At 61.7% G+C, this 25856-nt stretch carries 26 protein-coding genes; 12 read left to right on the top strand and 14 right to left on the bottom strand.

The genetic code is table 11. The features are described from left to right. Positions 1-5: 5 nt before the first annotated feature. Positions 6-320 carry a DUF2282 domain-containing protein gene (locus FHX06_RS01580; RefSeq protein WP_018115181.1) on the bottom strand — a complete coding sequence of 105 codons (315 nt, stop codon included), beginning with the start codon at positions 318-320 and terminating at the stop codon, positions 6-8. Positions 321-544: 224 nt separating this feature from the next. Between FHX06_RS01580 and FHX06_RS01575 the strand changes: the two genes are divergently transcribed. After that, positions 545-877 carry a low molecular weight protein tyrosine phosphatase family protein gene (locus tag FHX06_RS01575; protein ID WP_113203988.1) on the top strand — a complete coding sequence of 111 codons (333 nt, stop codon included), beginning with the start codon at positions 545-547 and terminating at the stop codon, positions 875-877. Between the two features lie 41 nt (positions 878-918). Here FHX06_RS01575 and FHX06_RS01570 read toward each other — a convergent pair whose 3' ends face one another. After that, positions 919-1659, bottom strand: coding sequence for a carbon-nitrogen hydrolase family protein (locus FHX06_RS01570; protein WP_183877837.1), 741 nt, complete (start codon positions 1657-1659; stop codon positions 919-921). 212 nt (positions 1660-1871) lie between these two features. Here FHX06_RS01570 and FHX06_RS01565 point away from each other — a divergent pair, with 212 nt between their 5' ends. Beyond that, positions 1872-2777, top strand: coding sequence for a LysR family transcriptional regulator (locus tag FHX06_RS01565; RefSeq protein WP_113016721.1), 906 nt, complete (start codon positions 1872-1874; stop codon positions 2775-2777). Here the strand turns inward: FHX06_RS01565 and FHX06_RS01560 are convergent. Continuing rightward, complete coding sequence (locus tag FHX06_RS01560; RefSeq protein ID WP_113016722.1) at positions 2766-3710, bottom strand: alpha/beta fold hydrolase; 945 nt, start codon at positions 3708-3710, stop codon at positions 2766-2768. The genes FHX06_RS01565 and FHX06_RS01560 overlap by 12 nt on opposite strands. A gap of 263 nt (positions 3711-3973) precedes the next feature. On the opposite strand from FHX06_RS01560, the gene FHX06_RS01555 reads away from it, so the two are divergent. The 3 genes from FHX06_RS01555 to FHX06_RS01545 all read left to right on the top strand — a co-directional run bounded on the left by FHX06_RS01555 (position 3974) and on the right by FHX06_RS01545 (position 6671). Further along, positions 3974-4414 carry a VOC family protein gene (locus FHX06_RS01555; protein WP_113115075.1) on the top strand — a complete coding sequence of 147 codons (441 nt, stop codon included), beginning with the start codon at positions 3974-3976 and terminating at the stop codon, positions 4412-4414. Between the two features lie 83 nt (positions 4415-4497). Beyond that, a complete protein-coding gene (locus FHX06_RS01550; protein WP_183877832.1) occupies positions 4498-5811 on the top strand; it encodes an epoxide hydrolase family protein in 1314 nt (437 codons plus the stop codon). An 83-nt stretch (positions 5812-5894) separates the two neighbouring features. Further along, positions 5895-6671, top strand: a complete 777-nt coding sequence (locus FHX06_RS01545; protein WP_112546899.1) for a hypothetical protein — start codon at positions 5895-5897, stop codon at positions 6669-6671. Between the two features lie 56 nt (positions 6672-6727). Here FHX06_RS01545 and FHX06_RS01540 read toward each other — a convergent pair whose 3' ends face one another. From FHX06_RS01540 to FHX06_RS01530, 3 genes are read right to left on the bottom strand one after another with little or no spacing between them, the layout of a single operon-like run. Continuing rightward, positions 6728-7480: an ABC transporter ATP-binding protein gene (locus FHX06_RS01540; protein ID WP_018115188.1), complete on the bottom strand. Its 753-nt coding sequence runs from the start codon at positions 7478-7480 to the stop codon at positions 6728-6730. Beyond that, positions 7474-8544 carry a FecCD family ABC transporter permease gene (locus tag FHX06_RS01535; RefSeq protein WP_183877829.1) on the bottom strand — a complete coding sequence of 357 codons (1071 nt, stop codon included), beginning with the start codon at positions 8542-8544 and terminating at the stop codon, positions 7474-7476. Before FHX06_RS01535 ends, FHX06_RS01540 begins: the two co-directional genes overlap by 7 nt. A 5-nt stretch (positions 8545-8549) precedes the next feature. After that, entirely contained in the window at positions 8550-9620 is a 1071-nt protein-coding gene (locus FHX06_RS01530; RefSeq protein ID WP_409564329.1) for an ABC transporter substrate-binding protein, read from the bottom strand. 180 nt (positions 9621-9800) lie between these two features. Here FHX06_RS01530 and FHX06_RS01525 point away from each other — a divergent pair, with 180 nt between their 5' ends. Continuing rightward, complete coding sequence (locus tag FHX06_RS01525) at positions 9801-10589, top strand: class I SAM-dependent methyltransferase (RefSeq protein WP_113203979.1); 789 nt, start codon at positions 9801-9803, stop codon at positions 10587-10589. A 55-nt stretch (positions 10590-10644) separates the two neighbouring features. Here the strand turns inward: FHX06_RS01525 and FHX06_RS01520 are convergent, their stop codons facing one another. Next, positions 10645-11025, bottom strand: a complete 381-nt coding sequence (locus tag FHX06_RS01520) for a response regulator (protein ID WP_018115192.1) — start codon at positions 11023-11025, stop codon at positions 10645-10647. A gap of 140 nt (positions 11026-11165) precedes the next feature. Between FHX06_RS01520 and FHX06_RS01515 the strand changes: the two genes are divergently transcribed. The 3 genes from FHX06_RS01515 to FHX06_RS01505 all read left to right on the top strand — a co-directional run bounded on the left by FHX06_RS01515 (position 11166) and on the right by FHX06_RS01505 (position 15851). After that, entirely contained in the window at positions 11166-14261 is a 3096-nt protein-coding gene (locus tag FHX06_RS01515; RefSeq protein WP_113203978.1) for a CheR family methyltransferase, read from the top strand. Positions 14262-14281: 20 nt separating this feature from the next. Beyond that, positions 14282-14671 carry a response regulator gene (locus FHX06_RS01510; protein ID WP_210300367.1) on the top strand — a complete coding sequence of 130 codons (390 nt, stop codon included), beginning with the start codon at positions 14282-14284 and terminating at the stop codon, positions 14669-14671. Between the two features lie 256 nt (positions 14672-14927). Beyond that, positions 14928-15851: a hypothetical protein gene (locus FHX06_RS01505; RefSeq protein WP_246715462.1), complete on the top strand. Its 924-nt coding sequence runs from the start codon at positions 14928-14930 to the stop codon at positions 15849-15851. Positions 15852-15897: 46 nt separating this feature from the next. Here FHX06_RS01505 and FHX06_RS01500 read toward each other — a convergent pair whose 3' ends face one another. The 4 genes from FHX06_RS01500 to FHX06_RS01485 form a co-directional block, all read right to left on the bottom strand. Continuing rightward, on the bottom strand, positions 15898-17766 hold the full coding sequence (locus FHX06_RS01500; RefSeq protein WP_183877826.1) for an ABC transporter ATP-binding protein: 1869 nt from the start codon (positions 17764-17766) through the stop codon (positions 15898-15900). A gap of 125 nt (positions 17767-17891) precedes the next feature. After that, complete coding sequence (locus FHX06_RS01495) at positions 17892-18311, bottom strand: GFA family protein (protein WP_183877824.1); 420 nt, start codon at positions 18309-18311, stop codon at positions 17892-17894. A gap of 206 nt (positions 18312-18517) precedes the next feature. Beyond that, positions 18518-18991, bottom strand: coding sequence for a VOC family protein (locus FHX06_RS01490; RefSeq protein ID WP_183877822.1), 474 nt, complete (start codon positions 18989-18991; stop codon positions 18518-18520). Between the two features lie 92 nt (positions 18992-19083). After that, positions 19084-19293: a DUF1127 domain-containing protein gene (locus tag FHX06_RS01485; protein WP_183877820.1), complete on the bottom strand. Its 210-nt coding sequence runs from the start codon at positions 19291-19293 to the stop codon at positions 19084-19086. Between the two features lie 100 nt (positions 19294-19393). On the opposite strand from FHX06_RS01485, the gene FHX06_RS01480 reads away from it, so the two are divergent. After that, a complete protein-coding gene (locus FHX06_RS01480) occupies positions 19394-20266 on the top strand; it encodes a LysR family transcriptional regulator (RefSeq protein ID WP_183877818.1) in 873 nt (290 codons plus the stop codon). Positions 20267-20271: 5 nt separating this feature from the next. Continuing rightward, on the top strand, positions 20272-20394 hold the full coding sequence (locus FHX06_RS35990; protein WP_018115201.1) for a hypothetical protein: 123 nt from the start codon (positions 20272-20274) through the stop codon (positions 20392-20394). 43 nt (positions 20395-20437) lie between these two features. On the opposite strand, the gene FHX06_RS01475 is transcribed toward FHX06_RS35990, so the two are convergent. Further along, the gene (locus tag FHX06_RS01475) at positions 20438-21427 is read right to left on the bottom strand and encodes an SDR family oxidoreductase (RefSeq protein WP_183877816.1); all 990 of its coding nucleotides are present in this window, start codon (positions 21425-21427) and stop codon (positions 20438-20440) included. A 283-nt stretch (positions 21428-21710) separates the two neighbouring features. On the opposite strand from FHX06_RS01475, the gene FHX06_RS01470 reads away from it, so the two are divergent. Next, positions 21711-22088, top strand: coding sequence for a VOC family protein (locus FHX06_RS01470; protein ID WP_183877814.1), 378 nt, complete (start codon positions 21711-21713; stop codon positions 22086-22088). A gap of 64 nt (positions 22089-22152) precedes the next feature. Here the strand turns inward: FHX06_RS01470 and FHX06_RS01465 are convergent, their stop codons facing one another. Beyond that, positions 22153-24201, bottom strand: coding sequence for an ATP-binding protein (locus FHX06_RS01465; RefSeq protein WP_183878382.1), 2049 nt, complete (start codon positions 24199-24201; stop codon positions 22153-22155). Next, positions 24194-25702: an ATPase domain-containing protein gene (locus FHX06_RS01460; RefSeq protein WP_183877812.1), complete on the bottom strand. Its 1509-nt coding sequence runs from the start codon at positions 25700-25702 to the stop codon at positions 24194-24196. Before FHX06_RS01460 ends, FHX06_RS01465 begins: the two co-directional genes overlap by 8 nt. Between the last annotated feature and the right edge of the window lie 154 nt (positions 25703-25856).

Genomic DNA, 25856 nt, shown 5'->3' with positions numbered 1-25856 from the left:
GCGGCTTAGATGTCGCGCGTCAGCGGCTTCAGCGAACCGTGACGGCCACCTGGAATATCGAGCGAGGCGCAGGTTCCGCCCTGGACGAATTTCCACGAATTGCCCTGGAAGTCTTTCACCGAAGTTCCCTGGCAGGTCGTGCCCGGGCCGGCGGCGCAATCGTTCTGACCCTTGAGCGCAACGCCGTAGCACTTCTCCTTGTGGGCGGCGGTTGCAGCAGCAGCTTCAGCCTTGGTCAGCGGGGCGGCACTGGCCATCGTGGCAAGAGCTGACGTGATCGCGCCGGCAAGAAGGGCGGTGCTGATGGAAGTCTTCAACATTGGTAGTCTCCGTTGCTTGAAACGCCCCTGTTTCAGCGGGGCACGTCGAGGTATTCGCAACGGGAAAGCGGGTTGTTACAGGCGTGGTGGTAACGAAGGCGTGATGTTGTTTTGGCGCGCGCGGAGGGCGCTTCCCCGCAACGGAATCGTTTTGCCGGACGCAAGGACGATGCTTATGCTGGTGCAATCATCCGTTCGATCCCAGTTTGCGGACAGGCTCCGATATGTCGATCAAACCTCGAAACGTGCTGTTTGTCTGCAGCCAGAACAAGCTTAGAAGCCCCACTGCCGAGCAGGTGTTTTCTACGCGCGAGGACATCGAGGTATCGTCGGCGGGAACAAACAACGATGCTTGCAATCCGCTCGATGCCGAACAGGTGGAGTGGGCCGACATCATCTTTGTGATGGAGAAGGCGCATCGTGGCAAAATCACCCGCAAATTCCGCAAGTCGCTGAACGGCAAGCGCATCATTTGCCTCGACATTCCCGATGATTACGAATTCATGGATCCGATGCTGGTCAGCCTATTGGAGCGCAAGGTTCCCAGATATCTGTGAACCGACTGATCCGGTCGGACATCCAGCAGCGCTGCTGCGCTCTACATATCTCCGGCGATATCGAACACGAGCAGACCGGGGGCTTCGAGTGGGAGCTGTGCGACAACGTCTCCCGCGGGGTTCAATACCGCCGTCGGTCCCCAGGAAATGCGTCCCTCGCGTTCGCCCGTCACGTCGGCGGAGATGAGCCACAGGCCGGTTTCCCGGCAGCGCTCGCCTCTGGCGGCGTTGTGCACGTCCCGGAATTTTTCGGCATTGGCGCGCGGCATCATGTTGTTGGCGCAGCAGACGAGGAGGGATGCGCCTGTGAGTGCGACCTTGCGGGCGGCATCGGGGAAGCCGGTGTCGTAGCAGATATTGATGCCGAAGCGCAGACCCTCGACCGTGAAGACGGATGTCTCGGCGCCCGGCTGGAAGAAGTTTTCTCCCTTGAGCAGATGCGCCTTGCGATATCGGCCGATCAGGTTGCCGTTTTCGATGACGACGGCGGTGTTGAACAGCGCTTCGCCTTCAGCTTCGATCATGCCCATGACGATCATGGGGCCGGCATCGGCGAGCCGGGTCATCACGGCGGCGAATGCAGGGGATCCGAGATCCATGGCGGCTCGTCGTGCCGTTTCGGGCTCCGTCAGATAGCCCTGCAGAAAACCTTCGGGAAAGATGAGGAGGCGGGCGCCTTCCGCTTCGGCCTGACGGATCATATCGAGCGCGCATGTCAGGGCGGCCTCGACATTTTCGCGATATTCCAAGGTCTGGGCGGCGGCGATGCGGACGGTTTTCATTCCGGGTTCCGGTTGTTCTCGCAATTATCCGTATCCGAGCAGGCGAGCATCCGTCCACCATGATCACCACTTCCCATGCCGAGGCCGAAGAGATCGTTTCCGCGGTGTCGGGCGGAGCGGATGAGCTGACTGCGATCGGCAGCCACCCATCTATCGGTCGGAGTTTCGAGGGTTTAAGATCTCCACGGGGAAGGCGGGATAAGGCTGCGGGGATGGACCGGCTGGATGCCATGCGCGTGTTGCTTGCCGTTGTCGATGCCGGCAGCCTGTCGGCGGGCAGCAAGCGGCTGAATGCGCCGCTACCGAGCGTCAGCCGCAAGGTGGCCGAGCTGGAGCGGTCGCTCGGCGCCAGTCTCGTCATCCGCACCAGCCGGAAACTGCAGCTCACCGATGCCGGGCGCGATTATGTGGAGGCGGCGCGCAAGATCATTGCCGATATGGAGGAGGCGGAGCGCCGGGCTTCCGGCGAATATCAGCGACCGCGGGGAACGCTGACGATCACCATGCCGGTGGAATTCGGCAATCGCTATGTGCTGCCGATCGCGCTGGATTTCATGGCCGAGCATCCGGAGGTTTCGCTGAACCTGCTCTCGCTCGATCGCACCGTTCATCTCGTCAGCGAGCAGGTGGATGTCGCCATCCGGCTGGGGGCGCTGGCGGATAGTTCGCTCTATGCCGTCAAGGTTGCCGAGTTTCGGGTCCTGACCTGCGCGAGCCCGGATTATCTCAGGCGTTGCGGGTGTCCGCAGCATCCGGGCGATCTGCCCGATCATGACGGGATCATCTTCAACAGCAGGACCTTCTTCTGGACCTTCGATATCGATGGCCGGCCGGTGGAGGTGGTGCCGCGCCATCGCATAGAGGTCAATACGGCGGCAAACTGCGTTGCCGCCGCCGTGGGCGGAGCCGGTATCGCCAGGCTTTTCGATTACCAGATCCCCGGCGAACTTGCCTCCGGTTCTCTCGTGCCTGTTCTTGATGGTTACACTGGCGCGCCGCAGCCGATCCATATCGTCTATTCGCGCCAGGGCTTCCTGGCGCTCAAGGTTCGCTCCTTCATCGACTGGACCCTGCCACGGCTGCGCGAAGCCTGCCGGAGCTATGGTTCAATCCAGTAAGGCACGGATTTCGGCGACGACGCGTTCCGGCGCCTGCAGATGCGGATAGTGGCCGATGCCGGGCAGGACGTCGAACGGCGCGCCGGTCCTTTCGGCAAATTCTGCGCCCATGCGGCTGTCGATATAGATGTCCTTTTCGCCCCAGATCACCTTTAACGGCGTCCTGAGACTGCCGAGGTTTGTTTCCAGCCAATCCTGGTCGCGGGTGAAGGCCGCATAATAATGGTAGAAGGCATCGGCGGAAGTAAGGGCGCCGTTGCTCCAGCCGCGGACCATGTCTTCCTTCACGCCGGCAGCGAGATCGAACTGCTCATCCTCTGCCAGACCGCGCCTGTAGACGTTTTGAAGGATCTCGTCGCTCGTCTGGTTCATGACTTCGCGGGTAAGGGAAGCCGCCGGCTCGCTCTTCAGGTTCTGCAGGCGCTCATGCATATAGGCCGGCCGGTTGAAGGGGGCGAAGTCGCCGACAATGATACGCCGTGCGATATCGGGCTCGTCGAGTGCCAGGAGCAGCGCGGGCAGGGCGGCGATATCGGCGGCATAGATGGTCAGCTTCGAGCGGTCGATGCCTGATTTGTCGATATAGGCCTTCAGCACGCCGGCATAATCACGCGGCGAATAGGAGAAGTTTTCGGGCCGCGATGACAGGCCGTATCCCGGCCAGTCGAAGGCGCGCACCTCGAATTCATCGCCGAGCGCGGCTGCAATGTCGCCCCAGACGGCAGCGGTTTCGGGAAAGCCGTGCAGAAAGAGCACGGTGCCTTTCGCGGCCGGATTGTGCACGACAAACTGCCTGAGGGTGATATCGCCGCCGATGGCAATGGTGCTGGCTTCAGGCCTTGCGGCTGCAATCGCGCCGGCGCTTGCGGGTGTCAGTGTCGCGCCTGTGATTGCGGCGGCGGCGAGCAATGCTCCAAGTGACGATGTCATCATGTCCGTTGTCCTTCTCTCCGGCGGCCGTGCTGGCTGTTGTTGAGCCTCGTGGTCGCGGCCGGGTGCATTCTCGATGACAAGGATCGTGCATCGCGCCTGGCGCCGGTAGAGCGCATCGGTGAGAGCCTGCCTCTCACTTTCCCGCAGTACCGGATGATCCGTCCACGCCGTAAATCGTCTCCATCCGCGGCGCCGGGGAATGGCCCGCGTCCAACGCAGGCAGCAGGCAGAGGCCGTGCTGTCGCATGAAAGGATGATGAGACATGAACGACATGACCGTAAATCTGAAAAGCGCCGAGCCTCAAAGAGTGCGCGGCCTGCCGGGTCACTCGACCGTCGGCACCAATAATCTCGAGGCTGCGGCCGAATTCTACGACAGGCTGATGGCCGTCTTCGGGATTGGCCGGTTTCTGGTCCAGCCCGGCAGGGCCGTCTATTACGGCGAGCGCACGCTGGAATTCGGCGTGATAAAGCCCTTCGACGGCCGGCCGGCCAATGTCGGCAATGGCGGCATGGTGGCTTTCGAGGCACGCTCCCGCGCTCAGGTACGCGAAGTCCATGCAACTGCGCTGCAGGCAGGAGGTTCGGACGAGGGCGCGCCGGGGCCGCGCGGGGAGAACGGCGAGGGGCCTTACTGCGCCTATTTCCGCGACCCCGAGGGCAACAAGTTCCTGGTTTACCGGGCCGGACCTGACGAGGCCTGAGATCGCTTCCGGTCCATTTCAGGCGCATGATGTCAGGCGTCTGAAATGTGGCCGCGAACCTTCCGATGGAATGGAGGCATGTCATGAAATCAGGGCAATCAATCGAGACGTTGAAGATGTCGCGGCGTTCGCTGTTATTTGCGGGCGCGGCGGCCGGGGTTGCAGCGACGCTTGCTTCGGTTGCGGCTGCGGCCGATCCCGTCGCGGCGGAAGCGCCGGCCGGCGAAATCCGGCCGTTCCGGGCCAATATTCCCGAGGCGGCACTTGCCGATCTCAGGCGGCGGCTTGCCGCCACCCGCTGGCCTGACGGGGAAACCGTGCGTGACCGTGCGCAGGGTGTGCAGCCGGAGCGGCTGAAGGCACTCGTGGACGAGTGGCAGTCTTCCTACGACTGGCGCAAGGCGGAGCAGAGGCTGAATGCCTTTCCGCAATTCGTGACCGGGATAGACGGGGTGGATATCCACTTCATCCATGTGCGCTCCCGCCATGAGAACGCCCTGCCGCTGATCATGACGCATGGCTGGCCGGGATCGGTGTTCGAGCTGATCGATGTGATCGGCCCGCTGACCGATCCGACCGCGCATGGCGGTACGGCTGGCGATGCCTTCCATCTGGTGATCCCCTCGATCCCCGGTTTCGGCTTCTCCGGCAAGCCCACGGAAAAGGGCTGGAACTCGCAACGCATCGCGGCCGCCTGGGACACGCTGATGAAACGGCTCGGCTATTCCAGCTATGTCTCGCAGGGCGGCGACTGGGGTGCGATCATCAGCGATGCGCTGGGGCGGCAGGCGCCGGAGGGGCTGCTCGGCATTCACGTCAACAGGGTCGAGCGCGCTACCACCTTTCCGCCTGACGCCGCTCAGGCGCTGATGAGCGGTGCGCCGGCGCCCGACAGCCTGTCACCGGAGGAGAAGGTGATCTTCGCGGAAGCCCGGGATTTCCTCGCCAATGGCTTCGGTTATGCCGCGATCATGGGAACGCGGCCGGAAACGATCGGCTACGGGCTTGCGGATTCTCCCGTCGGGCTTGCGGCCTGGCTCTATGACAAGATCGCCGACTGGGTGTTTACCCGCGGAGATCCCGAACAGGCGCTCGGCCGGCAGGCCATTCTCGACAATATCACGCTCTATTGGCTCACCAATACCGGGCCTTCGAGCGGGCGCATCTATTGGGAGAATGTCGCAGGGGGAGCGAAGCTGGAACCGCTCAAGGTTCCGGTCGCGGTCACTGTTTTTCCCGGCGAGGTCTACCGGCCGCCGCGGCACTGGCTCGCCAGGGCCTACCCGCAGCTGATCTATTACAATGCGGCTGAAAAGGGCGGGCATTTCGCTGCCTGGGAGGAGCCGGAACTCTTCGCCGGGGAGGTCCGGGCCGCGTTCAGGACATTGCGCTCCTAGAAGATCGCATTTCTCCACATGGATGGGGAACATCGGGCTTTTTCGTCCGTTTGCGGAGAGGAAAACCTGGAGGAGGAATCCCGATGAGCAATCTCCGCAATGACAGCGCTCCCGCATTCTCAGGCGGCGGGGGCCACAGTACGCTCAGTGCCTTCTTCGACAGCCGTGACGACGCCGAGCGTGCGATCGACCGGCTGAAGAACCTCGACATCAGCAATGTCCGAATGATGCCGGGATATGAAGCCGACGGCGATAAGGCCGGCGTTGCCGGGGACGACCGTGGCGGCTTCTGGTCGAAGCTGGAGGACTGGCTTTTCCCTGACGAGGACCGGTCGGTCTATGCCGAGGGCCTGCGCCGTGGCGGCTTTCTGATCTCCGTCGAGGTCGACGACGCGACCTACGGCATCGCCCACGATATCCTCGATGACGAAGGCTCCATCGACATGGATGAACGGGCCGACCTCTGGCGCGCCGAGGGCTGGAACACGAGCAAGTCGAACGAGGCTTTCGCAACATCGCAATATGATGCAAGCAGGGCTCGCGAGGCGGATGAGGCCGAGCGGGCGCGGCAGGCCCGTGCCGCACAGGACGACGTCTTTGCCGCCGATGCCGCAGGCGTTGCCGGCCCGGCGATGCCTGCCGGACACTACACCCGCCGGCTCGATCCCAACTCCCCGCGCGTCCGCGCCTATGATCTCGACGACGAGGCGCCGCTCGATCAGGATCTGCGCGATGACATCGCGCCGACAGGACATCACCGCACGGTGGAAGAGTCCCAGGAGCGCGCGGAACGCGAGCTTCGCCAGGCTCAGGATATCGACGGGATGCGGCAGGACCAGACGCTGCCGCGGGGCCGATAGCGATTATAAATCAGTGATGCATTGACATAAGGGCGCGCCGGTTTACCGGTGCGCCTTTAATGCGCCGTGCCGTCCACGATGACGTGGTCGTGATCCCTGGAGCATTTCTCGATGCGGGCGTGGATCTTGTAGACCTCGCGCAGCATATCGACGGTGACGACGTCGCGCGGTTCACCGCAGGCACGCATGCGGCCGTTCTGGATGATCAGAACCTTGTCGGCGAAGCGGAGCGCCTGGTTCAGATCATGGATGGCGATCAGCACGATCATGCCGCGCTTGCGGGCCTGACGCTGCATGAAATCCAAGACTTCCACCTGGCGGTGAAGATCGAGCGCGCTGGTCGGCTCGTCCATCAGCATGATTTCGGGCTCACGCACCAGCGCCTGGGCGATGGAGACGAGCTGGCGCTGGCCGCCGGAGAGTGCGCCGAGATCGCGAAAGGCGATCGCCTCGATGTTGAGCGCCTTCATGATGTCGTCGATCAGCCGCAGTTCCTGATCGCTGACGCCCCAGGAGTGACCCTGCTTGCGAGCAAGCAGGATGGATTCATAGACCGTCAGCACGGCATTGGCCGACGTATCCTGCGGCATGTAGCTGATGGCGTTTTTCGTCCTGGCGCCCTCGACCAGCACGTTTCCCGGGCCCTTCAGCAGGCCGGTGATGCGCTTGAAGAGGGTCGATTTGCCGGCGGCGTTCGGGCCGATGACGGCGATGAGTTCGCCGGCATTCATCTTCGGCGTGGTCACGTCTTCGACGAAGAGCTTGCGGCCGTGATAGGCGCCGACCGACTGCAGCTGAAGTGCTACCATGAGCGGCTCCTGTTCGAGAGGATGAGCGAGAAGAAGAAGGGCACGCCGACGAGTGCGGTGATGATGCCGATCGGGAAGACGACGCCCGGAATGATCGACTTCGAGACGATCGAGGTCAGCGAGAGCAGCAGCGCACCTGAAAGGATCGAGCCCGGCAGGAAGAAGCGCTGATCCTCGCCGAGGATCATGCGGGCAATATGCGGGCCGACGAGGCCGACGAAGCCGATCGTGCCGACGAAACTGACGGGCACGGCCGCCAGCAGCGAGATGATCAGCATCGTCTCCAGCCGGATGCGGCGCACATTGACGCCGAAGCTTGCCGCCTTGTCCTCGCCGAGGCGGATCGCCGTCAGCGCCCAGGCATGGCGGGCAAAGAGCGGGAGCGCAAAGAGCAATACGGCAAGGGTGATCCAGATCTTCGGCCAGGTGGCCTTGGTGAGGCTGCCCATGGTCCAGAAGACGACGGCCGAGAGCGCCTGTTCGGAGGCGAGATACTGCAGGAAGGCGAGAGCCGCATTGAAGGTGAAGACAAGCGCGATGCCGAGCAGCACGACCGTCTGCACCGAGACACCGCGCGCCTGCGAGATGAAATGGATGAAGAGGGTTGCGACCAGCGCCATGATGAAGGCATTGACCGGCACGAGCAGGCCGGCGGCAACGGGCAGGATCGGCACGCTGGTGACGATCGCGAGTGCCGCGCCGAAGCTTGCGGCGGCGGAAATGCCGAGCGTGAATGGACTTGCCAGCGGATTCGCAAGGATCGTCTGCATCTGCGCGCCCGCGACCGAGAGCGAGGCGCCGACGACGATCGCCATGACGGCGACCGGCATGCGGATATCCCAGACAACGGCGCGGACCTGCGCCGAGACGGCGTCGGGGTCGAAGAGCGCCGTCACGACCTCGTCGAGGCCGTAGCGGGCCGGCCCCCAGGCGAGATCGACGGCGAAGGACAGGCAGAGCGCTGCCGTCATGGCAACGAGGATCAAAAACTTGCGGCGGGCGAGGGCGCGGTAACGCGCCCTGCCTTCCTCGGCTTCGATCGGCATGGCGGCGATCTCTGCCATTGGCCTTACTTTCCAGCCTTGGCGTCGACCCAGTAACCCGGCTGATAGGCGACGGGCAGGAACTTCTCGTGGAATTCCTTGAAAGTCGCATCCGGATCGAGATCGGCGAAGAGGTCCGGATGGAACCACTTTGCCATCTGCTGCACGGCGACGAACTGGTAGGGGCTCGTGTAGAACTGGTGCCAGATCGCGTGGACATTGCCGCCGGCAACGGCCTTGGAGCCGGTGAAGGCCGGGTTCTGCATCAGCGCATCGAGCGCCTTGCGGCTGTCGTCGATGGTGCCGGCAGCGGCCGGGCCGACATTGACGTAATCCTTGGCGTCCTTGGTCTGGCTCCAGTTCGAGCCGGTGACGACGACGACGTCAGGATTGGACGCGACGACCTGTTCGGCATTGATCGAGCCGGTATAGCCGGGCAGGAAATCGGAGCCGAGATTGTGGCCACCGGCCCAATCGACCATCAGGCCGAAATTGTCGGGGCCGAACGTGCCGCAGCACTCGACGAGGCCGGCGGCGCGATACATGAAGACATTGGGCTTCTTGGGATTGGCTTCCTTAAGCTTGTCGGTGACGCGCGCCATCTGCTCTTTCCAGTAGGCGGCGACGGCCTCGGCGCGGTCTTCATGGCCGAAGAGCTTGCCGAGGATTTCCAGGCTCGGCTCGGTATTGGCGAGGATGTGTTCGCGGAAATCGATATAGACGATCTTCACGCCGATCTTGTTCAGCATGTCCTCGAGCTTCACCTCGTCGGCCGCCTTCTTGTTGCCGATCGGCAGCAGCATGACGTCGGGGTGAAGGGCGACGACGGTCTCGGTCTGCAGCGTGCCGTCCGTCAGGTTGCCGAGGAAGGGCAGGTCCTTGCCCCTAGGGAATTTCTCGACATAGGCGTTGAAGCCATCCTTGTCGGTGGTCCAGAGATCGTTGCGCCAGCCGACGATCTTGGCGAAGGGATCATCCTTCTCGATCGGGGCGACGGCATAGAGCATGCGGCCTTCGCCGAGAATCACACGCTCGACCGGTTTGTCGAAGGTGACCTCGCGGCCAGCCACATCCTTGATGGTGAAGGGCTCGGCCATAGCCTGGAGTGGCAGAATGGCTGCAACTGCAACTACGGATAGTCTAAGCAAACTCAAAAGATTCAACTGGAAACTCCCCCGGTCCTTGGTAATGTCCCGAGGCATAGAAAAACTGACTTTCGGAATCAAGTTTTATGTTTTAGAGCATTTCCAAAGTAGTACGGCGCCTGGGTGCAGATAATGAACACGATGAACACAAATTACTCTATTCGCGATGAAATCCGGGACTTCTGGTCTGAACGCGCAGCGACATTCGACGAGAGTGTCGGCCATGAAATCTTTTCCGAAGCCGAGCGCACCGGCTGGCAGCGGCTGATCCGCAAGCATCTCGGCGAGGGACAGGGGCGGGCAGCGCTCGATCTTGCCTGCGGCACGGCTGTCATTTCGCATCTGATGCACGGGGCGGGTTTCAAGGTGACGGGGCTCGACTGGTCGGATGCGATGCTGGCGCAGGCGCGCGCCAAGGCCAGGAAGCGCGGCACCGATATCCGCTTCGTCTCGGGGGACGCGGAAAACACCATGGAGCCGAAGGATAGCTATGACGTGATCACCAACCGGCACCTCGTCTGGACGCTGGTCGATCCGGCCTCGGCCTTCCGGGAATGGTTCTCCGTGCTGAAGCCCGGCGGCAAGGTGCTGATCGTCGACGGCAACATGGGCAAGGAGACCTGGGTCAAGAGTCTGCAGAAAGTCTGGACGAAGCTGACGGGCAAGGCGCCGGCGAGCCACATGAAGCCCGAGATGATGGCCCGTCACCAGGCGATCCGCTCGCGTGTCCATTTCTCCGACAAGATGCCGGCCGAAGCGATCGTCGACCTTCTGCGCCAGGCGGGCTTCGACAATATCGTCGTGGACCGCAAGCTCTCCGACATCCATTGGGCGCAGGCGCGCAAGATGCCCTTCCTGCGCGGGCTCGAGCGCATGGTGCAGGACCGTTTTGCGATCTGCGCGACGAAGCCGCTGGCCTAGGTTTTTGGCGGGGGCCTGCGTCACGCGCGAAGAGCGCGTGGCTGGCGATGTGCGGTCACTGAAGGGTCGGGCGCCCCTTGCCGATGAGGTTTGCGAGCAGCCCGGCTACTTCTCCGGCATCGGCGGGTTTCGCTACCAGCGGCACCTGGCAGAGGGATGAGGGTATGGCGAGCTGGTCGTAACCGCTCGTAAAGATGAAGGGGACGTGCCTTTCCCGCAGCATCTCGGCGATAGGAAAGCTCAATTCTCCCCTGAGATTGATATCGATCACGGCGCCGTCGAGCTCTGGAGTGTTTTCGATCGCTGCCCTGGCAGACGCGAGGCTTGCAAACGGGCCGACGATCATTGCCCCGTACTTTTCGAACGCTTCCGCAAGATCGAATGCGATCAGATATTCATCTTCCAGAATGAGCACATGGCCGAGCTTTTCTTCCACCTGAGCGCTCCATATCGTCGCGGTTTCAAGAGTGAAATATGGCAGAAACGCGCTGAGTAAATGGAGATTGCCAAAGAGACTTCCGCTCCCTAATTCTACCGATTGTAAGGCCGCCATCTTCGGTCTTGAGGAGCGGTGAAATGGTACACGCAAATCCGAAATTCCCGATCGTCGGCATTGGCGCTTCGGCGGGAGGGATCCCTGCCATGGAAGGGTTCTTTCAGGGCTTGCCGGAGCGCTGCGGCATGGCGTTCGTCGTCGTGACCCATTTGAACCCGGACCGCGAAAGCCGCCTGCATGAGGTGATTGCCCGCTATACCGACATGGAAGTGGTGCTTGCCGCCGACAAGCTGAAGGTGGTTTCCGAAACAGTCTACGTCATGCCGGAAAATGTGGTGCTGAGCCTTCATGACGGCGTGCTTTCCGTCAAGCCGCTCGACGTCAATTCCAGGGAGCGCAAGCCCATCGACGTCTTCTTCGGCGAGCTTGCGAAAGACCAGGGCGACTATGCCGTCGGCATTATCCTGTCCGGCGGCGACGGGGATGGGACGCTCGGTGTCAAGGCCATCAAGGAGCGCGGCGGGCTGACGATCGCGCAGATTGCCGACGGTTCCGGCCCCCGCAATCCGGATATGCCGCAAAGCGCGATTTCCAGCGGTCTCATCGATCTCGCCCTGCCGGCCGAGCAGATGGGTGAAAAGCTGGTCGCCTTCGCACGCAGCTTCGATCTTCTTTCAGATGTCGGGGAGGCTGGCGAACATAACAAGGCGAGCGATCTCGAACAGGCACGCGAGCGTATCTACGCGATCCTTCGCAATCAGACCGGCCATGATTTTTCCGGCTACAAGACCAAGACCTTCCTGCGGCGCGTGCGTCGACGCATGCAGGTCAAGCAATTGAAGACCATCGAGGCCTATGTCGCCGTGCTGGAGCAGGATCCCGATGAAGTTTCGCGGCTTTTCAGCGATCTGTTGATCAACGTGACCAATTTCTTCCGCGATGCCGACGCGTTTGCGGTGCTCGAAACCACCGTCATCCCGCAATTGTTCGCCTCCAGAACTGCGACCGATACCGTGCGTATCTGGGTGCCGGGCTGCGCAACGGGGGAGGAAGTCTATTCGATCGCCATTCTCATGCGCGAACACATGGAGCGGCTGTCGCACGTACCAAGGGTGCAGATATTTGCGACCGATATCGATGAGCCGGCGCTGCAGATCGCCAGGACGGCGCGTTATCCGGAGGCGCTGCTGGAGGGCGTTTCGAGCACGCGCAAGAAGAAATTCTTCAGCAGCGACGGAGCCAGTTTCGTCGTCAGCAGCAGCGTCCGCGAGTTGTGCATCTTCTCTCCGCATAGCGTCATCCGCGATCCGCCGTTTTCCCGGATGGACCTCGTGTCCTGCCGCAACCTTTTGATTTATCTCGGACCTGAAGTACAGAACCGGGTCATCCCGACATTCCATTATGCGCTGAAACCCGGCGGTTACCTCTTTCTCGGTACGTCGGAGGGGATCGCCCAGCATGGCGATCTCTTTACCACCGTCGACAAGAAGAACCGCATCTTCCAGACGCGGGAACATGCCAGCGCGCACCGTCTTCCGATCCTGATCGGGGACGAACGATATGCGCCGTTCACGGCCTCTGCAAAAATCGAGCCGCGTGGATTGGGCGGTGTGCAGTTGCGGCAGGCGGTCGAAGCGCAGGTGCTGGAATCATTCGCACCGGCTCACGTCGTGGTGAATGCGGACGGTGATGTCGTCTATTCGTCCGGGCGCACGAGCAAATTTCTGGAAGTGCCGCAGGGCGCGCCGAGCCGCCAGCTGATCAACATGGCAAGACGGGATCTGCGGCTTGATCTCAGGGCAGCCCTGCGGGAATGCGTCTCGTCGAGACAGCGTGTCACCAAGGACAATATCGTCGTTGATGACGATGATGGCCGCGTTCAGCCGGTGTCGCTGGCGGTCGAGCCGCTCGGCAATCGCGAGTCAGGCGAAGCGCTCTACGTCGTCCTGTTTCAGACGCTTGGACCGCCGCAGGCGCGCTCGGAAGCCGAACGCGTCCAGCGGAGCCTGGAAGGGACGGCCGACCTCGAGAGGGAGTTGCGCGACACGCGCGAACGCCTGCAGTCGACGATCGAGGAATACGAGACGGCGCTCGAAGAACTGAAGTCCTCCAACGAGGAGCTGGTATCGGTCAACGAAGAGGCTCAATCTTCCAACGAGGAGCTCGAAGCTTCCAAGGAGGAGATGCAGTCCCTCAACGAGGAGCTCAACACGATCAATGCCGAGCTCAACAGCAAGATCGAGGAGCTCGACCGGGCCAACAACGATCTGAAAAACCTCTTCGACGCCACACAGATCCCGACGATTTTCCTCGACCGCAATCTGGTGATCCGCAATTTCACGCCGACAGCGTCGAATTTTTTCAAGCTACGTGCATCCGATGTCGGCCGGCCACTGACCGAACTCTCCAGCGATATCGACTATCCGGAGCTGAACGACCATATTGGCGAGGTTTTCGCTTCGGGGGAAAACCTCGATCATCACCTTCCGCGCGACGACCAGGGGCGTCATTTTCTGGCCCGGCTCATTCCCTATCGCGGCGACAACAACAGGATCGACGGTGTGATCGTGACGCTGATCGACGTCACCACGCTGGCCGAAGCCGAAAAGCACCAGAAGGTGCTGATTTCCGAGCTCAATCATCGTGTCAAGAACATGCTGGCGGTGGCGATCAGCATCGCGACCCAGACGCTGGAATCGGCTGCCTCGCCGGAGGCGTTTCACGCAGCTTTCGTCGGCCGGCTCAAAGCCATGTCGCGGACTTACGGCCTGCTTTCACGCGAGAACTGGAAAGAAGCGTCGGTGCTGGAGCTGATCACCCAGGAACTGACGCCATTCGGCGCCGATCGGGTCACGCTCGACGGCCCGGAATACAAGCTCAATCCGCCACGCGGGCTTGCGCTCGGAATGGTCATCCACGAGCTCGCGACCAATGCTGCCAAATACGGGGCCTTGAGTAATGGCGAGGGGCACATAGATATCCGCTGGCAGCTCGGGAATCGCTCCTTCATCCTCGACTGGAGTGAACGTGGGGGTCCGGCAGTCAAGGATCCGCAGTCGGACGGTTTTGGCATGTCGCTGATGCAGGGGGAGATCGGCTACCGACTTGGCGGACAGGTTGAAACTAATTTCGCTCCCGGTGGTTTAACCGTTAGCCTCTCGTTCCCGCTCAGCTAGCGGCCAAGTGGAGTGAGCAATTGAAATCCAGCTTTCCCAGGAGTTCCCTCTTTGCAGGAAAGCGGGTGCTTGTCGTCGAGGACGAATTTCTGCTCGCAGAGGAAACCCGCAGGGAGCTTGTCAAGCTCGGCGCGGTCGTGATCGGTCCGACGCCACGCGTCGACGATGCGCTTTTCCTGATCGAAGATGAGCAGATCGATGCCGCCATCCTTGATGTTTTTCTGTCCGACGCGATGGTCTTTCCCGTGGCGGAACGGCTCGAAGAGCTCGGCATACCGTTCGTTTTCGCCACGGCGTACGATCCATCCATCATTCCGGAGCGGTTTGGCGGCTATATTCTCTGCGACAAGCCGATAGAGCTGGAGAATATCGCTCAGGGCCTTTTCGGATCGCCGGTATCGGATGCGTGATGATTGCGGACCGGTGCGGCATTTTGATCGGTCTTGCGCCAAAACCGGCCCCGGCGGGATGGGTGGCTGTAGTTTGCAATTCTATTTTAAGGGACATAGTGCAGCAGGTGATGGCCGACTGCCGGCGAAGCTTCGCGTTCAAGAAAGTGCACGCACGAGAACTTGGGGCGCGCAAGGGCATACCAACGCCGCGAAGGCCAGCTGCAGGTCGCTCAGGCCGTAGTTTGTCCAATTCGAACTTGCCTGGAGAGATCCGTTGACGTCCATATCAGCCGCAATGCGCTCCGCCACTGATGCGGCCGAGGTTTTGACCGTCGAAGCCATTGTGGAAAATCGCCTTTACGCACTCGCCCTGAAGGATGCGGCGCTGAAGCTCATCGCCATGCACGACGCCGCGCCCCGTATCGTGCGCTATACCGCCGACATGAAGCGATGGTTGCTGACGCAGTCAATTCTGGCTTTTCATTTTCGGCGTGTCACATCGCCATCCCACCCGGGCCTGACGGCTGCCAAGCTGAAGGCCCTCATCGCCGAGAGTGACATTGCCTCCAAGAACACGGTATTCGCGCATCTGGCGGAGATGCGCAATTACGGTCTTCTGGTCGATGTTCATGAACGCGCGGACAAGCGCGCTCGCCCGCTCAGAATTTCCGAAACTGCCGAAACGCTGATTCGCGAATGGTTCGACGAACATCTGAAATCACTCGATATGCTCGATCGGGGCACCCGATTCCAGCGATCATCGGCCGATCGGCGCTTGCTGTGGTATGCGCAGCCAAGAATGTCAGAGAGCCTCTTTCGCGACCCGAACTGGGCCAGCCCTCGGCAAAGCGTGGATACTTTCGTTCGAACCGCTTCCGGCAGCAACATCCTGCACGACCTGATGTCGCGATTGCCGCCGGAAAAGGAGCTGGAAACGCGCATGTCCATCGGGCCTTTGCGCGTCGGAGAATTCTCCAAGCGCTACGCCATCTCCCGAACCCACGCGCGGCGCCTTTTCGAGCGTGCTCAGATGCTTGAAATTGCCGGATGGGACGCTTCCGGCGACCGCGGCGATTTCTGGATTTCGGCAGAGCTGGTCCGGGACTATCGGTATTGGCAGGCGGTCAAGTTTGCGGCGATCGACGAAGCGTTCGAATGGGCATGTTCTCATGTGCCCGAGCAGGCTGGCGAGCAATAGGGGTCAAGCTCTCCGGCGTCGGCGCAATTACTGCCCGCCGCTGCCGCTAACCCGACACACCCTCTTCAATCTCTTCCGGAATGAAGCCACCGGTCTGGCGCCGCCACAGGCGCGCGAACAGCCCGTCGCCTTCGATCAGCTCTTCCGGCCGGCCTTCCTCGACGATGCGGCCGTGGTCGAGCACGATGATGCGGTCCATGCTCGATATGGTCGACAGGCGGTGGGCGATGGCGATGACCGTCTTGCCTTCCATCACCAGGTTCAGACGCTCCTGGATGGCGGCTTCGGATTCGCTGTCGAGGGCCGAGGTGGCCTCGTCGAGCACCAGGATCGGGGCATTCTTCAAGAGCACGCGGGCGATCGCCACGCGCTGGCGCTGGCCGCCCGAGAGTTTTATGCCACGGTCTCCGACATAGGCTTCGTAGCCCGTGCGGCCTTCGCTGTCGGCGAGGTCGGCGATGAAGAGATCGGCGCTTGCCATCTTCGCCACGTCCTCGATCTCTTCCTGCGTGGTCTCCGGACGGCCGTAGCGGATATTGTCGCCGACGGAGCGGTGCAGCAGCGCGACATCCTGGGCGATAACGCCGATGGCGCGGCGCAGGCTCGACTGGGTGACCGAGCGGATATCCTGCCCGTCGATCCGGATCACGCCGTCCTTGATGTCGTAGAAGCGCAGGAGCAGGTTGGCGAGCGTCGTCTTGCCGGCACCGGAGAGGCCGACAAGGCCGACTTTCTCGCCGGGACGGACGGTCAATGACAGGTTGTCGATGACGGGCTTCCCGGATTTGTAGGCGAAACCAACGTCGTCGAAGCGGATTTCGCCGTTCGGGACGACAAGGTCTCGCGCATCCGGCCGGTCGGTGATGGTGGGCGGTGTCGTCATGACCGGCATGGCGTCCTTGATCGTGCCGATCGCCTGGAAAATCTGCTGGCCCATCTGCAGGAATGTAAATGTGTGACCGGACAGCCGGTTGAGAACATAAACGGCGGCGGTGAATTCGCCGATCGTGACGAAGCCGTCAACGAGCCCGGTAAAGCCGATCGACAGGATGGCCAGCCAGTGCGTCACGTTGAGGACGACGACGATGACCTCTGCTGTCCGATAGATACGCTGTTCGCTTTGCTGGGCCTTGATCGCCTTGCCGATGATGCCGCGGATAGTGCCCGCCTCGCTGTCTTCGGCGGCGAATTGTTTCACCATCTGCATATTGGCGTAGAGATCGGTAATGGCGCCGGAAATCAGGCTGCGGCGCTTGGCGGAGCGGCGTGCCCGTTCGGTGAAGACAGGCGCCAGCCTGACGGCGAGCACCACGTTGAGCGTGATCCAGACGATGGTCGGCAGCGCAAGCTGCCAGGACAGTGCGCTCAGAAGGATGACGGAGCCGACCATCTGCATGATGAAGCGCGGGATGGACTGGAAGGCCGATATGACCTGCTGCTGGACGGCGGAGGCCACCTGCTGGAGGCGCGAGGCGACCTGGCCGGCATAGAGATCGTGGAAGAAGGCGAGATCCTGCCGCTCCACCGCCCGGTGGCCCTGCCACTGAATGGCAGCCGGCATGCCGATGCCGAGCGTATGCGAATTCAGCGTGTTGACGAGGAAGGAGGCAATAGGGATGGCGGGGAAGAGCATCAGGCCGAGCAAGATCAGCAGTGGCCGGTCATTGCGCAGGAAAGCCGAGGCACCCTGCTGCGTGACGCCATCGACGATGACCGACAGGCCCCAGACGATCGTCAGATTCATGGCCTCGATCGCCATGGTGCAGAGGGCGAGCGCGATCAGGATGCCGCGAAACATCGAGATGAAGTGCAGCAGCACCGTCACCGGCCCTTTCGACGGCAGCGGACGGTAGGGGATATCGAGCGGCCGGATCAGCGTTTCGAAGGGACGGTAGATCGCATCTGAAATCGACATGACCGACTTGAGCCTCTCGGGTGCAGCATCGGGAAGAGGGCGGGCGTATCAGGCGACGCGCGTCATATCGAATCATCTTCCGGCTGCAATCTCAATCAGAAATTTTGGAAATCTCGAGATCGCTATCAACTCGACGTCCGCACGACGCTGCCTTGCCGGAAGTGCTCGCCGGCAGCGTCGATACCCACCCAATGATGTTTCGATTGCTCGAAGATCGATTTGGCGGGTGCCGGGAGCTCGCTCACGTCGGTCAGGGCTCCCAAAGCCACGCCGATCATCGAGGGCAGGTTGTCGGCTGTCCAATAGACCGAGGAGCCGCAGTTCGGGCAGAAGTAGGAATGCACCTTTCCGCCGCTTGCCGCATCGCGCGTGTATTGCTTGCCGAAACCGGACACAGTGACGGCTTCGGCGGGATAGAAGGCACCGGCGCCGAAAGGGGCGCCTGTCCGTCTCTGGCATTCGATGCAGTGACAGGCAATCACCGCATGTGGATTATCCGGCAGCGCCAATCTGAGCGCGCCGCAGCTGCATCGGGCATCGGCCATCGGAAGCTCCTGTTTCGTGGGGATTGAACATCGCGATTTCGGGGAAGATGCCGGGTGTGGCGCTTGCGAGCGGCAGCGGCACTTTCGAATGTGCCACGAGCGGAGGATCAGTTCAACATGCCCATGACGGGCCATGTTCGAAGCGATCCCCGCCTGGAGAGACGACGCCGAGAACAGGCGCCGCTTGCGACCCTGCGATTGGGGCCTCAGGCGCGGCGGGCTGCTTCTATTGCCGCGACGTCGATCTTGCGCATGGTCATCATCGCGTCGAAAGCACGCTTGGCCTCGGCTCCGCCAGCCTGCATCGCTTCCATCAGAACGCGCGGGGTGATCTGCCAGGAGACGCCCCATTTGTCCTTGCACCAGCCGCATTCGCTTTCCTGGCCGCCATTGCCGACGATTGCGTTCCAGTAGCGGTCGGTCTCTTCCTGATTTTCGGTCGAGATCTGAAAGGAAAAGGCTTCGCTATGCTTGATCGAGGGGCCGCCGTTGAGCCCGATGCAGGGGATTCCGGCAACCGTGAATTCCACCACCAGCACGTCTCCCTGCTGGCCGGCGGGATAATCGCCGGGGGCGCGGTGGACGGCGCCGACCTTGCTGTCCGGAAAGACCCCGGCATAGAAGCGGGCGGCCTCTTCGGCGTGTTTGTCATACCAGACGCAGATCGTGTTCTTGTGCATTGCGCGTTCCTCCGTCGCTTTCTCCCTGATGGCAGAGACATAAGGGGGAAAGCGTTTTTCTCCAGTCCGGCCGCGCGACAAAACCGTGACCGCTACCCCCAGAACCAGGATTTGTTGATCTCGTTCCTCGCCTCGGAAGGGCTGACGCCGATATCGCGAAGCTGATCATCGGACAGATGGGAAAGGACCTGTCGCTCACGGCGCTTGCTGAAATAGAGGGTAAGGCGCGTGAGGCAGCGCCTGGCGATGCCGCCGCTCGGGGCGCGATCCATTGTTATCGGCAGTTCCACGTCAGTCGCCATCGGGCATCTCCAGCATTCATCTCGGACGCCTTGAAAATGGACTGGCGAACGCCTGCAAGGAAGCTTATGGTTTTTATGCAATCCATAAGGAATTCTTCTGATGCTGAATCTCGACCAGCTTGCTGCCTTTGTCAGCGTCGTCGATCTCGGGAGTTTCACCGCTGCCGCCGAGAGGGCAGGGCTGACGCAGCCGGCGGTCAGCCTGCAGGTCAAGCTTCTGGAACAGCGGATGGGGGTTCGGCTGATCGAGCGCGTCGGGCGCCGGGCGCAGCCATCGGCGGCGGGCGTCGAGCTGCTTGCCCACGCACGCCGGATCGTCGGCGAATGTGCGGCGGCCGAGGAGGCGATGGCGCCCTACAGGCAGGGGGCGGTGGGTCGCGTGCGGATCGGCAGCGGCGGTACGGCCTCGATCCACCTGCTGCCGCGGGCGATCGCCGCCGCCAAGAAGCGCATGCCGGGTCTGGAGATCGTGGTGCGTGTCGGCAATACCGACGAGATGGTGCGCGATCTCGAAACCAATGCGCTCGATATCGCCGTCGTCACGCTGCCGGCTTCCGGCCGCTCCATCGAGATCGAGCCCTTCTACGAGGATGAGCTCGTCGCCGTGGCGCCGAAGGGCAGCGCGATGCCGCAGGACGGGCCGACGCCCGAATTCTTCAAGGACAAGATCATGATGCTCTACGACGGCGGCAATACGCGTCGCATGACCGACGACTGGTTCGCTGCTGCCGGCCTCAGGAGCGAACCCGCGATGGAGTTCGGTAGCGTCGAGGCGATCAAGGAACTGATTGCCGCGGGGCTTGGGTGGTCGGTACTCCCCGGCCTTGCCCTGAAGCGCGACCGGGGCCGGTTCGTGACGTCCGCCGTCCAGCCGCCGCTCGTGCGCCAGCTGGGCATGGTGATCCGGCGCGACAAACATCTGACGCGGGGGCTACGCGAGGTCATGAAATGCCTTCGTGCTGTCGAGACGTAGCAGGGATGCTCCCAAGCGGCGACTTCGCCGATGAAGTTGCAGGGGCCGTGCTGTTTCCTGCTTCCAGCGATGCGGCTTCCGTGACGGGTGTGGCGCTGAGCGTCGACGGTGGCTCGACGCAGATATGAGAGGATGCCCGGCGCCTGTCGACGAGCGCCGGGGTCCAGAAAGTCAGGCCCGGCCGAGCGCGCTCTGTTCGGCGCAGATGCGATCGATCAGAGCGTCGAAATCGCCTTTCGGCGGACGGCCCTTCGCGAAACGCTGCTTGAGGTGCATGATCGGTTCGGCCAGGATTTCATCCAGGCTTTGGGCGCAGGTGAAGTCGCCGGCCACGCTCTTGACCTTGGAATTATCGAAAATCGCGGTCCAGGCCTTGTCGCCGGTCAGCGGGCCGATCCATTCGGGATTGTACTTGACGAGCGTATCCGTCGGCACGTGCACGATCTTCGCCTCGACGCCGAGCAGGCGGGCGATCGCCTGCTGGATGTGATCCCAGATGTGGGCGTGGTCGTTGGTGATGTGGAAGATGTCCTGCAGGGCCTTCTGCTTGCCGAAGAGGCCGACGAAGGGCACGGCGAAATCGACCGAGCGGGTCAGCGTCCAGGGCGTGTGGCCGTCGCCGGCAACGATGGTCGGCTCGCCGTCCAGCATGCGCCGCGCCATGACATCGCTGTCGCCCATCATGATGGGCAGGCCGGTGCGGACAGTGTGGCTGGGGCGCACAATTGTCCAGGGGAGATTGTTCGCCTTCTTCAGCAGTTCCTCGCAGGCGATCTTGGCCTGGCTGTAGGGCCAGTACGGGTTGATCGCCGGCGTCTTCTCCTCGGTGATGATGTAATGGCGGGCCGGCTTTTCGTAGACCGAGGCCGACGAGATGAAGATGTACTGGCCGCAATGGCCGGAGAAGATCTCGATATCGCGGGCGATCTGATCCGGCGTGAAGGCGATGAACTGGGTGACGACGTCGTAATTGGCCTTTGCGAGATCGGCATAGGCCGATGATCCCAGTTCGCCGACGATGGAGGTGACGCCGGCGGGCAGTGGATCGCCCCTGAGGCCGCGGTTGAAGACGCTGACCTGATGGCCCTCAGCGACCGCGCGCTCGACGCAGGGATAGGAAATCTGGCCGGTGCCGCCGATGAAAAGGATCTTCAAAGCCATAAGGGATCTCCGTGTCGGATGGGGCGGGATTATCGATAATCTTCATAGCGCGAAAGAGATGGGACGTCTTCTGCAAAATGGCCGGCATGGTGACGCAGCAGGCGTTCTGCACGGTTTCGCGCTGCGGCGAGGCAAGAGATGGGCCCTGCCTCTTCTCAGGCAAGCGGTTTCGCGTTAGATCTTTCCTGTTGGCACCGTCCATCTCATTCCAACATCGAAGCGCCTCACATCGATCCAGCACCGTCTGAACTGTGAGCGTGGCTTCGCAAGCAGAGGTTATGCGATGAATGAAATCGCTGATCACGGTGTCCGTTTCGGTCGGATTGCCGCTATGATTCCCGTCAAGGACATGGAAAAAGCCTATGGCTTCTACGCCAATGTTCTCGGCTTTCACAAAGTCTTCGAAAATGGAAATCCCGTCGGTTTCATGATCCTGAAGCGGGATGGCGGCGAGCTGCATCTGACCTTGCAGAAAACTCACAAGGCTGCGGACTTCAACGTTGCCCACTTGCTGGTGGACGATGTCGATGCGTTGCATGCGGTTTGCAAGCAGCATGGCGCAAGGGTCATCAAAAACCTGCAGAACAAGGATTATGGCCTGCGTGCTTTCGTCTTTGAAGACATCGACGGGAACCGTATCGACGTCGGACAGGTAATCTAAACCCGACATCGGATTCGGGTGGCTATTGAGCCATCCGGATTCGGTGCGCAAGATGCGCGTCGGCTCAGTGGGCGACCATCAGCTTGCCGATCTCCTGCGCAAGTTGATCCTGGGTGTAGGGCTTTCCGAGCTTGGCGACGTCGAGGTCCAGTCCGGGCGGGAGTTCGGCATAGCCGGATGCGATGAGGATCGGCAGGCCGGGGGCGATCGTGCGGGCGGCTTTGGCGAGGTCTCCGCCGGTCATGCCGGGCATGGAGTAATCGGTGATCATCAGATCGAAGTCTGCGCCGCTGCCCAGGCACTCGAGAGCTTCCTTGCCCGAGTGGGCCTCGACCACCTCATGGCCGAGATCGGTGAGCATATCGGCCGAACTCATGGCGATCAGGACGTCGTCGTCGACGAGCAATATGCGCTTCGGGCCCGACAGCGTGTCCGCGTCTGCGGGCATTGTCTCATCCGGCTCGGCGTGGACGCTGGCCGATGTGGAGACGGGAATCCAGAGTTCGGCCGTCGTGCCCTTGCCGGGCGTGCTCTCCAGTTTCAGGTCGCCCTTCAATTGCAGGGCGAGGCCATGGATCATGGAGAGGCCGAGCCCTGTTCCCTTTCCGAGTTCCTTGGTCGAAAAGAAGGGTTCGATCGCCTTTTGCAGCGTTTCCTTGTCCATGCCGTAGCCCTGGTCGGCGACGGTCAGGACGACGTAGCTGCCGGAGGCAAGTTCGTCGGTTGGCGCAATCTGCTCCGCCTGCTTCAGCGCAATGCGGATCGTGCCTCCGTCCGGCATTGCGTCGCGGGCGTTGACGGCGAGATTGAGGAGGGCGAGCTCGATCTGGTTGGCATCTGCCGACACGAGGGGAAGATTATCGGGAACCGTGGTTTCGATCATGATGGTGGAGCCGACGGAGCGCTTCAACAGGTCCGTCATGCCGAGCACGAGGGTGCGCATGTCGACGGGATCGATGTGCAGGTCCTGCCGCCGGGCAAAGGCAAGCAGTCTCTGGGTGAGGGAGGCGCCGCGCTTTGCTCCCTGCAGGGCGCCCTCGATCAGGCGGGCGGCCCTGATATCGTTTCCGACATATTTGCGCAGCAGTTCGAGATTACCGAGGACCGCCATCAGCAGATTGTTGAAGTCGTGCGCCACGCCGCCCGTCAGCTGGCCGATCGCCTCCATCTTCTGGGCCTGGCGAAGCTGCTCTTCGGCGCGTTCGCGCTGGCTGACTTCCGCCATGACCACGGCATGGGCCTGCTCGAGTTCGCGTGTGCGCTCGGCGACCCTTTCCTCCAGTATTTCATTGATCTGGCGCTGATGTTCCTCCGCCTTCAGCCGCGCGGTGATATCGGCAGAGACTCCGACCAGCTTGATGCCCCTGCCGGAGCGGTCCCGGTAGAGCTGTGCCCGGATTTCGACCCAGTGGACGGAGCCATCCCTCCAGACCGTGCGATATTCGATCGAATAGTCCGCACCGGTTTCAACGGTCCTGCTCATCGCGGCCTGCATGCGTTCCCTGTCGTCAGAGTGAATGGAACGCTGCAAATCGTCATAGGTGAAGGGTTCCTCGGGGCGACGGCCGAAAATGGCCTTGCAGGTCGTCGAGGTCGTCAGCACGCCTGAGGCAAGGTCGAGTTCCCATGCGCCGAGCCGTCCGGCTTCCAGCGCGGTCTGCAGCCGGCGCTCGCCTTCATCGAGCGCTTCCATGCGGGAGCGGGCCTCGAACTGCCGTCGCCGCCCGCGCATGGCGGAGCGGGCAACGCTGATGAAGGTGGTTGCGTGGAACGGGCGCTCGATGAAGCTGACATTGCCCAGGACTTCGGAAAGCCTGGCGGCTGCGGGATTGCGTTCCGGACCGCCGCCTCTGTTGGTCAGAATGATGAACGGCAGGTCTGACCAGCTCGGCTGCTCCTCGATCCAGGCGGAGATGGCGCGAAGGTCGGCTGATCGCAACGCCTCCTCGGTGGCAATGGCAAAGGCGACATTGTCATCGAGGTTTTCGACGAAGGAGGGAAGATCCGGCGCCGCTTTTGATTTAATACCCGCTTCCTGCAGAAGCGAAGCGGCAATCTGCGCGTCACGCCCGATGGGGGCATGGATCAGGCCGATGGCGTCCCAGTTAGGAATTGTCCCTGTCCTCTTCTGGCATTTGAAGAAGCGGCTGTTTTTCGCCGACAAATGTCGGAACGCCGCGAAGCACGCCCTGGAAGCCGGAAAGCGGCCCGCCCAGGGTCAGCCCGGTACTCGTGATCCGGAATTCCCGTATGGTCTCCTCATGCCTGCCGGTTCGTTTCTTGACGACGGAAATCGCCCGGCGCACTTTTCCCAGCGCCTCGAAATACCGCAGAAGGATCACGCTGTCGGCGAGATAGGTGACATCGACGGGTGACTTCATGTCGCCGACGAGGCCATGCTGGGCAACGGTGAGGAACGTGTTGGCACCCTGGCGGTTCAGATATTGAAGCAGTTCGTGCATGTGCAGGATAAGCGCGTTTTCCTGCGGCATCGATGCCTGGTAGCCGTTGATGCTGTCGATCACGACGGTCTTGGCGTCGTAGCTTGCAACCCGGTCCCGGACACGCTGGGCAAACTCCCCGGGGGAGAGTTCGGCCGCATCCAGTTGCTCGATATGGATCAGCCCTTCGTCGCTCATCTTCTCGAGGTCGATACCCATCGATTTCGTCCGCGTGAAGAGCAGCCCAAGCTCTTCGTCAAAGATGAAGATCGCGGCCTTTTCGCCACGCTTGACGGCCGCATCGACGAATTGCAGGGCAAACAGGCTCTTGCCGGTGCCGGCCGGGCCGATCAGCAGTGTGCTTGAGCCGCGCTCGAGCCCGCCGCCAAGGAGATCATCGAATTCCCGGATGCCGCTTGAGAGTGTCGTCCTGTCAAAGCCCGTCTTGTGCTCGATCGCGCGCAGCCGCGGAAACACCGCGACGCCGCCGGTCTTGATGACGAAGTCGTGGTAGCCGCCGCGAAAGGACTGGCCGCGATATTTGATGACCCGCAGCCGGCGGCGTTCCGAGCCGTAATCGGGGGCCAGCTGCTCCAGATGGATCACCCCGTGAACGACGCTGTGGACGGTCTTGTCGAGATTGTCCGAGGTCATGTCGTCGAGGAGAAGGACCGTGGCGTCCGACCGCGAGAAGAAATGCTTCAGCGCAAGGATCTGCCGGCGATAGCGCAGCGAGCTTTGGGCGAGCAGCCTGATTTCCGAGAGGCTGTCGATGACGACCCTTTGCGGCCTTATCCGCTCGAAGGCCTCGAAGATCAGCTTGGTGGTTTCGCCGAGTTCCAGGTCCGATGAATAGAGAAGGCTCTGCTGCTGGTCGGCATCGAGCAGGCTTTCAGGTGGCACGAGTTCGAAGATTTCGATGCCGTCGCCAAGTTCCATCCCATGCGAGGCTGCGCTGTCGCGCAACTCTTCCTCGGTCTCGGACAGACTTATGTAGAGACAGCGCTCATTCAGGTTTGCGCCTTCAAGCAAAAATTGCAGCGCAATCGTGGTCTTTCCAGTGCCGGGCGAACCTTCCAGCAGGAATACATGCCGGCGTGTAAATCCGCCGACCAATATATCGTCCAGGCCTTCTACCCCGGTCTTCGCCTTCTTGCTCAAAACTTGGTCCATACTGTCTCCTAAATCAGTCAGGGAATTAGGGCAGCAGGTGTGAGGAACAAGGCTGCTGATAGCGTTGGCGCGAAACGTCATTCGAGCCGGAGTGGGTACCGACCTTTTCATACCGTCTTCGCCGCTTTATGAACCTCGCATCGAATGAAATGCG

It is taken from the genome of Rhizobium sp. BK512 (assembly GCF_014194915.1).
Classification (GTDB): Bacteria; Pseudomonadota; Alphaproteobacteria; order Rhizobiales; family Rhizobiaceae; genus Rhizobium.
The sequence above is the reverse complement of the archived record's forward strand: the minus strand, read 5'-3'. Positions and strand labels throughout refer to the sequence as shown.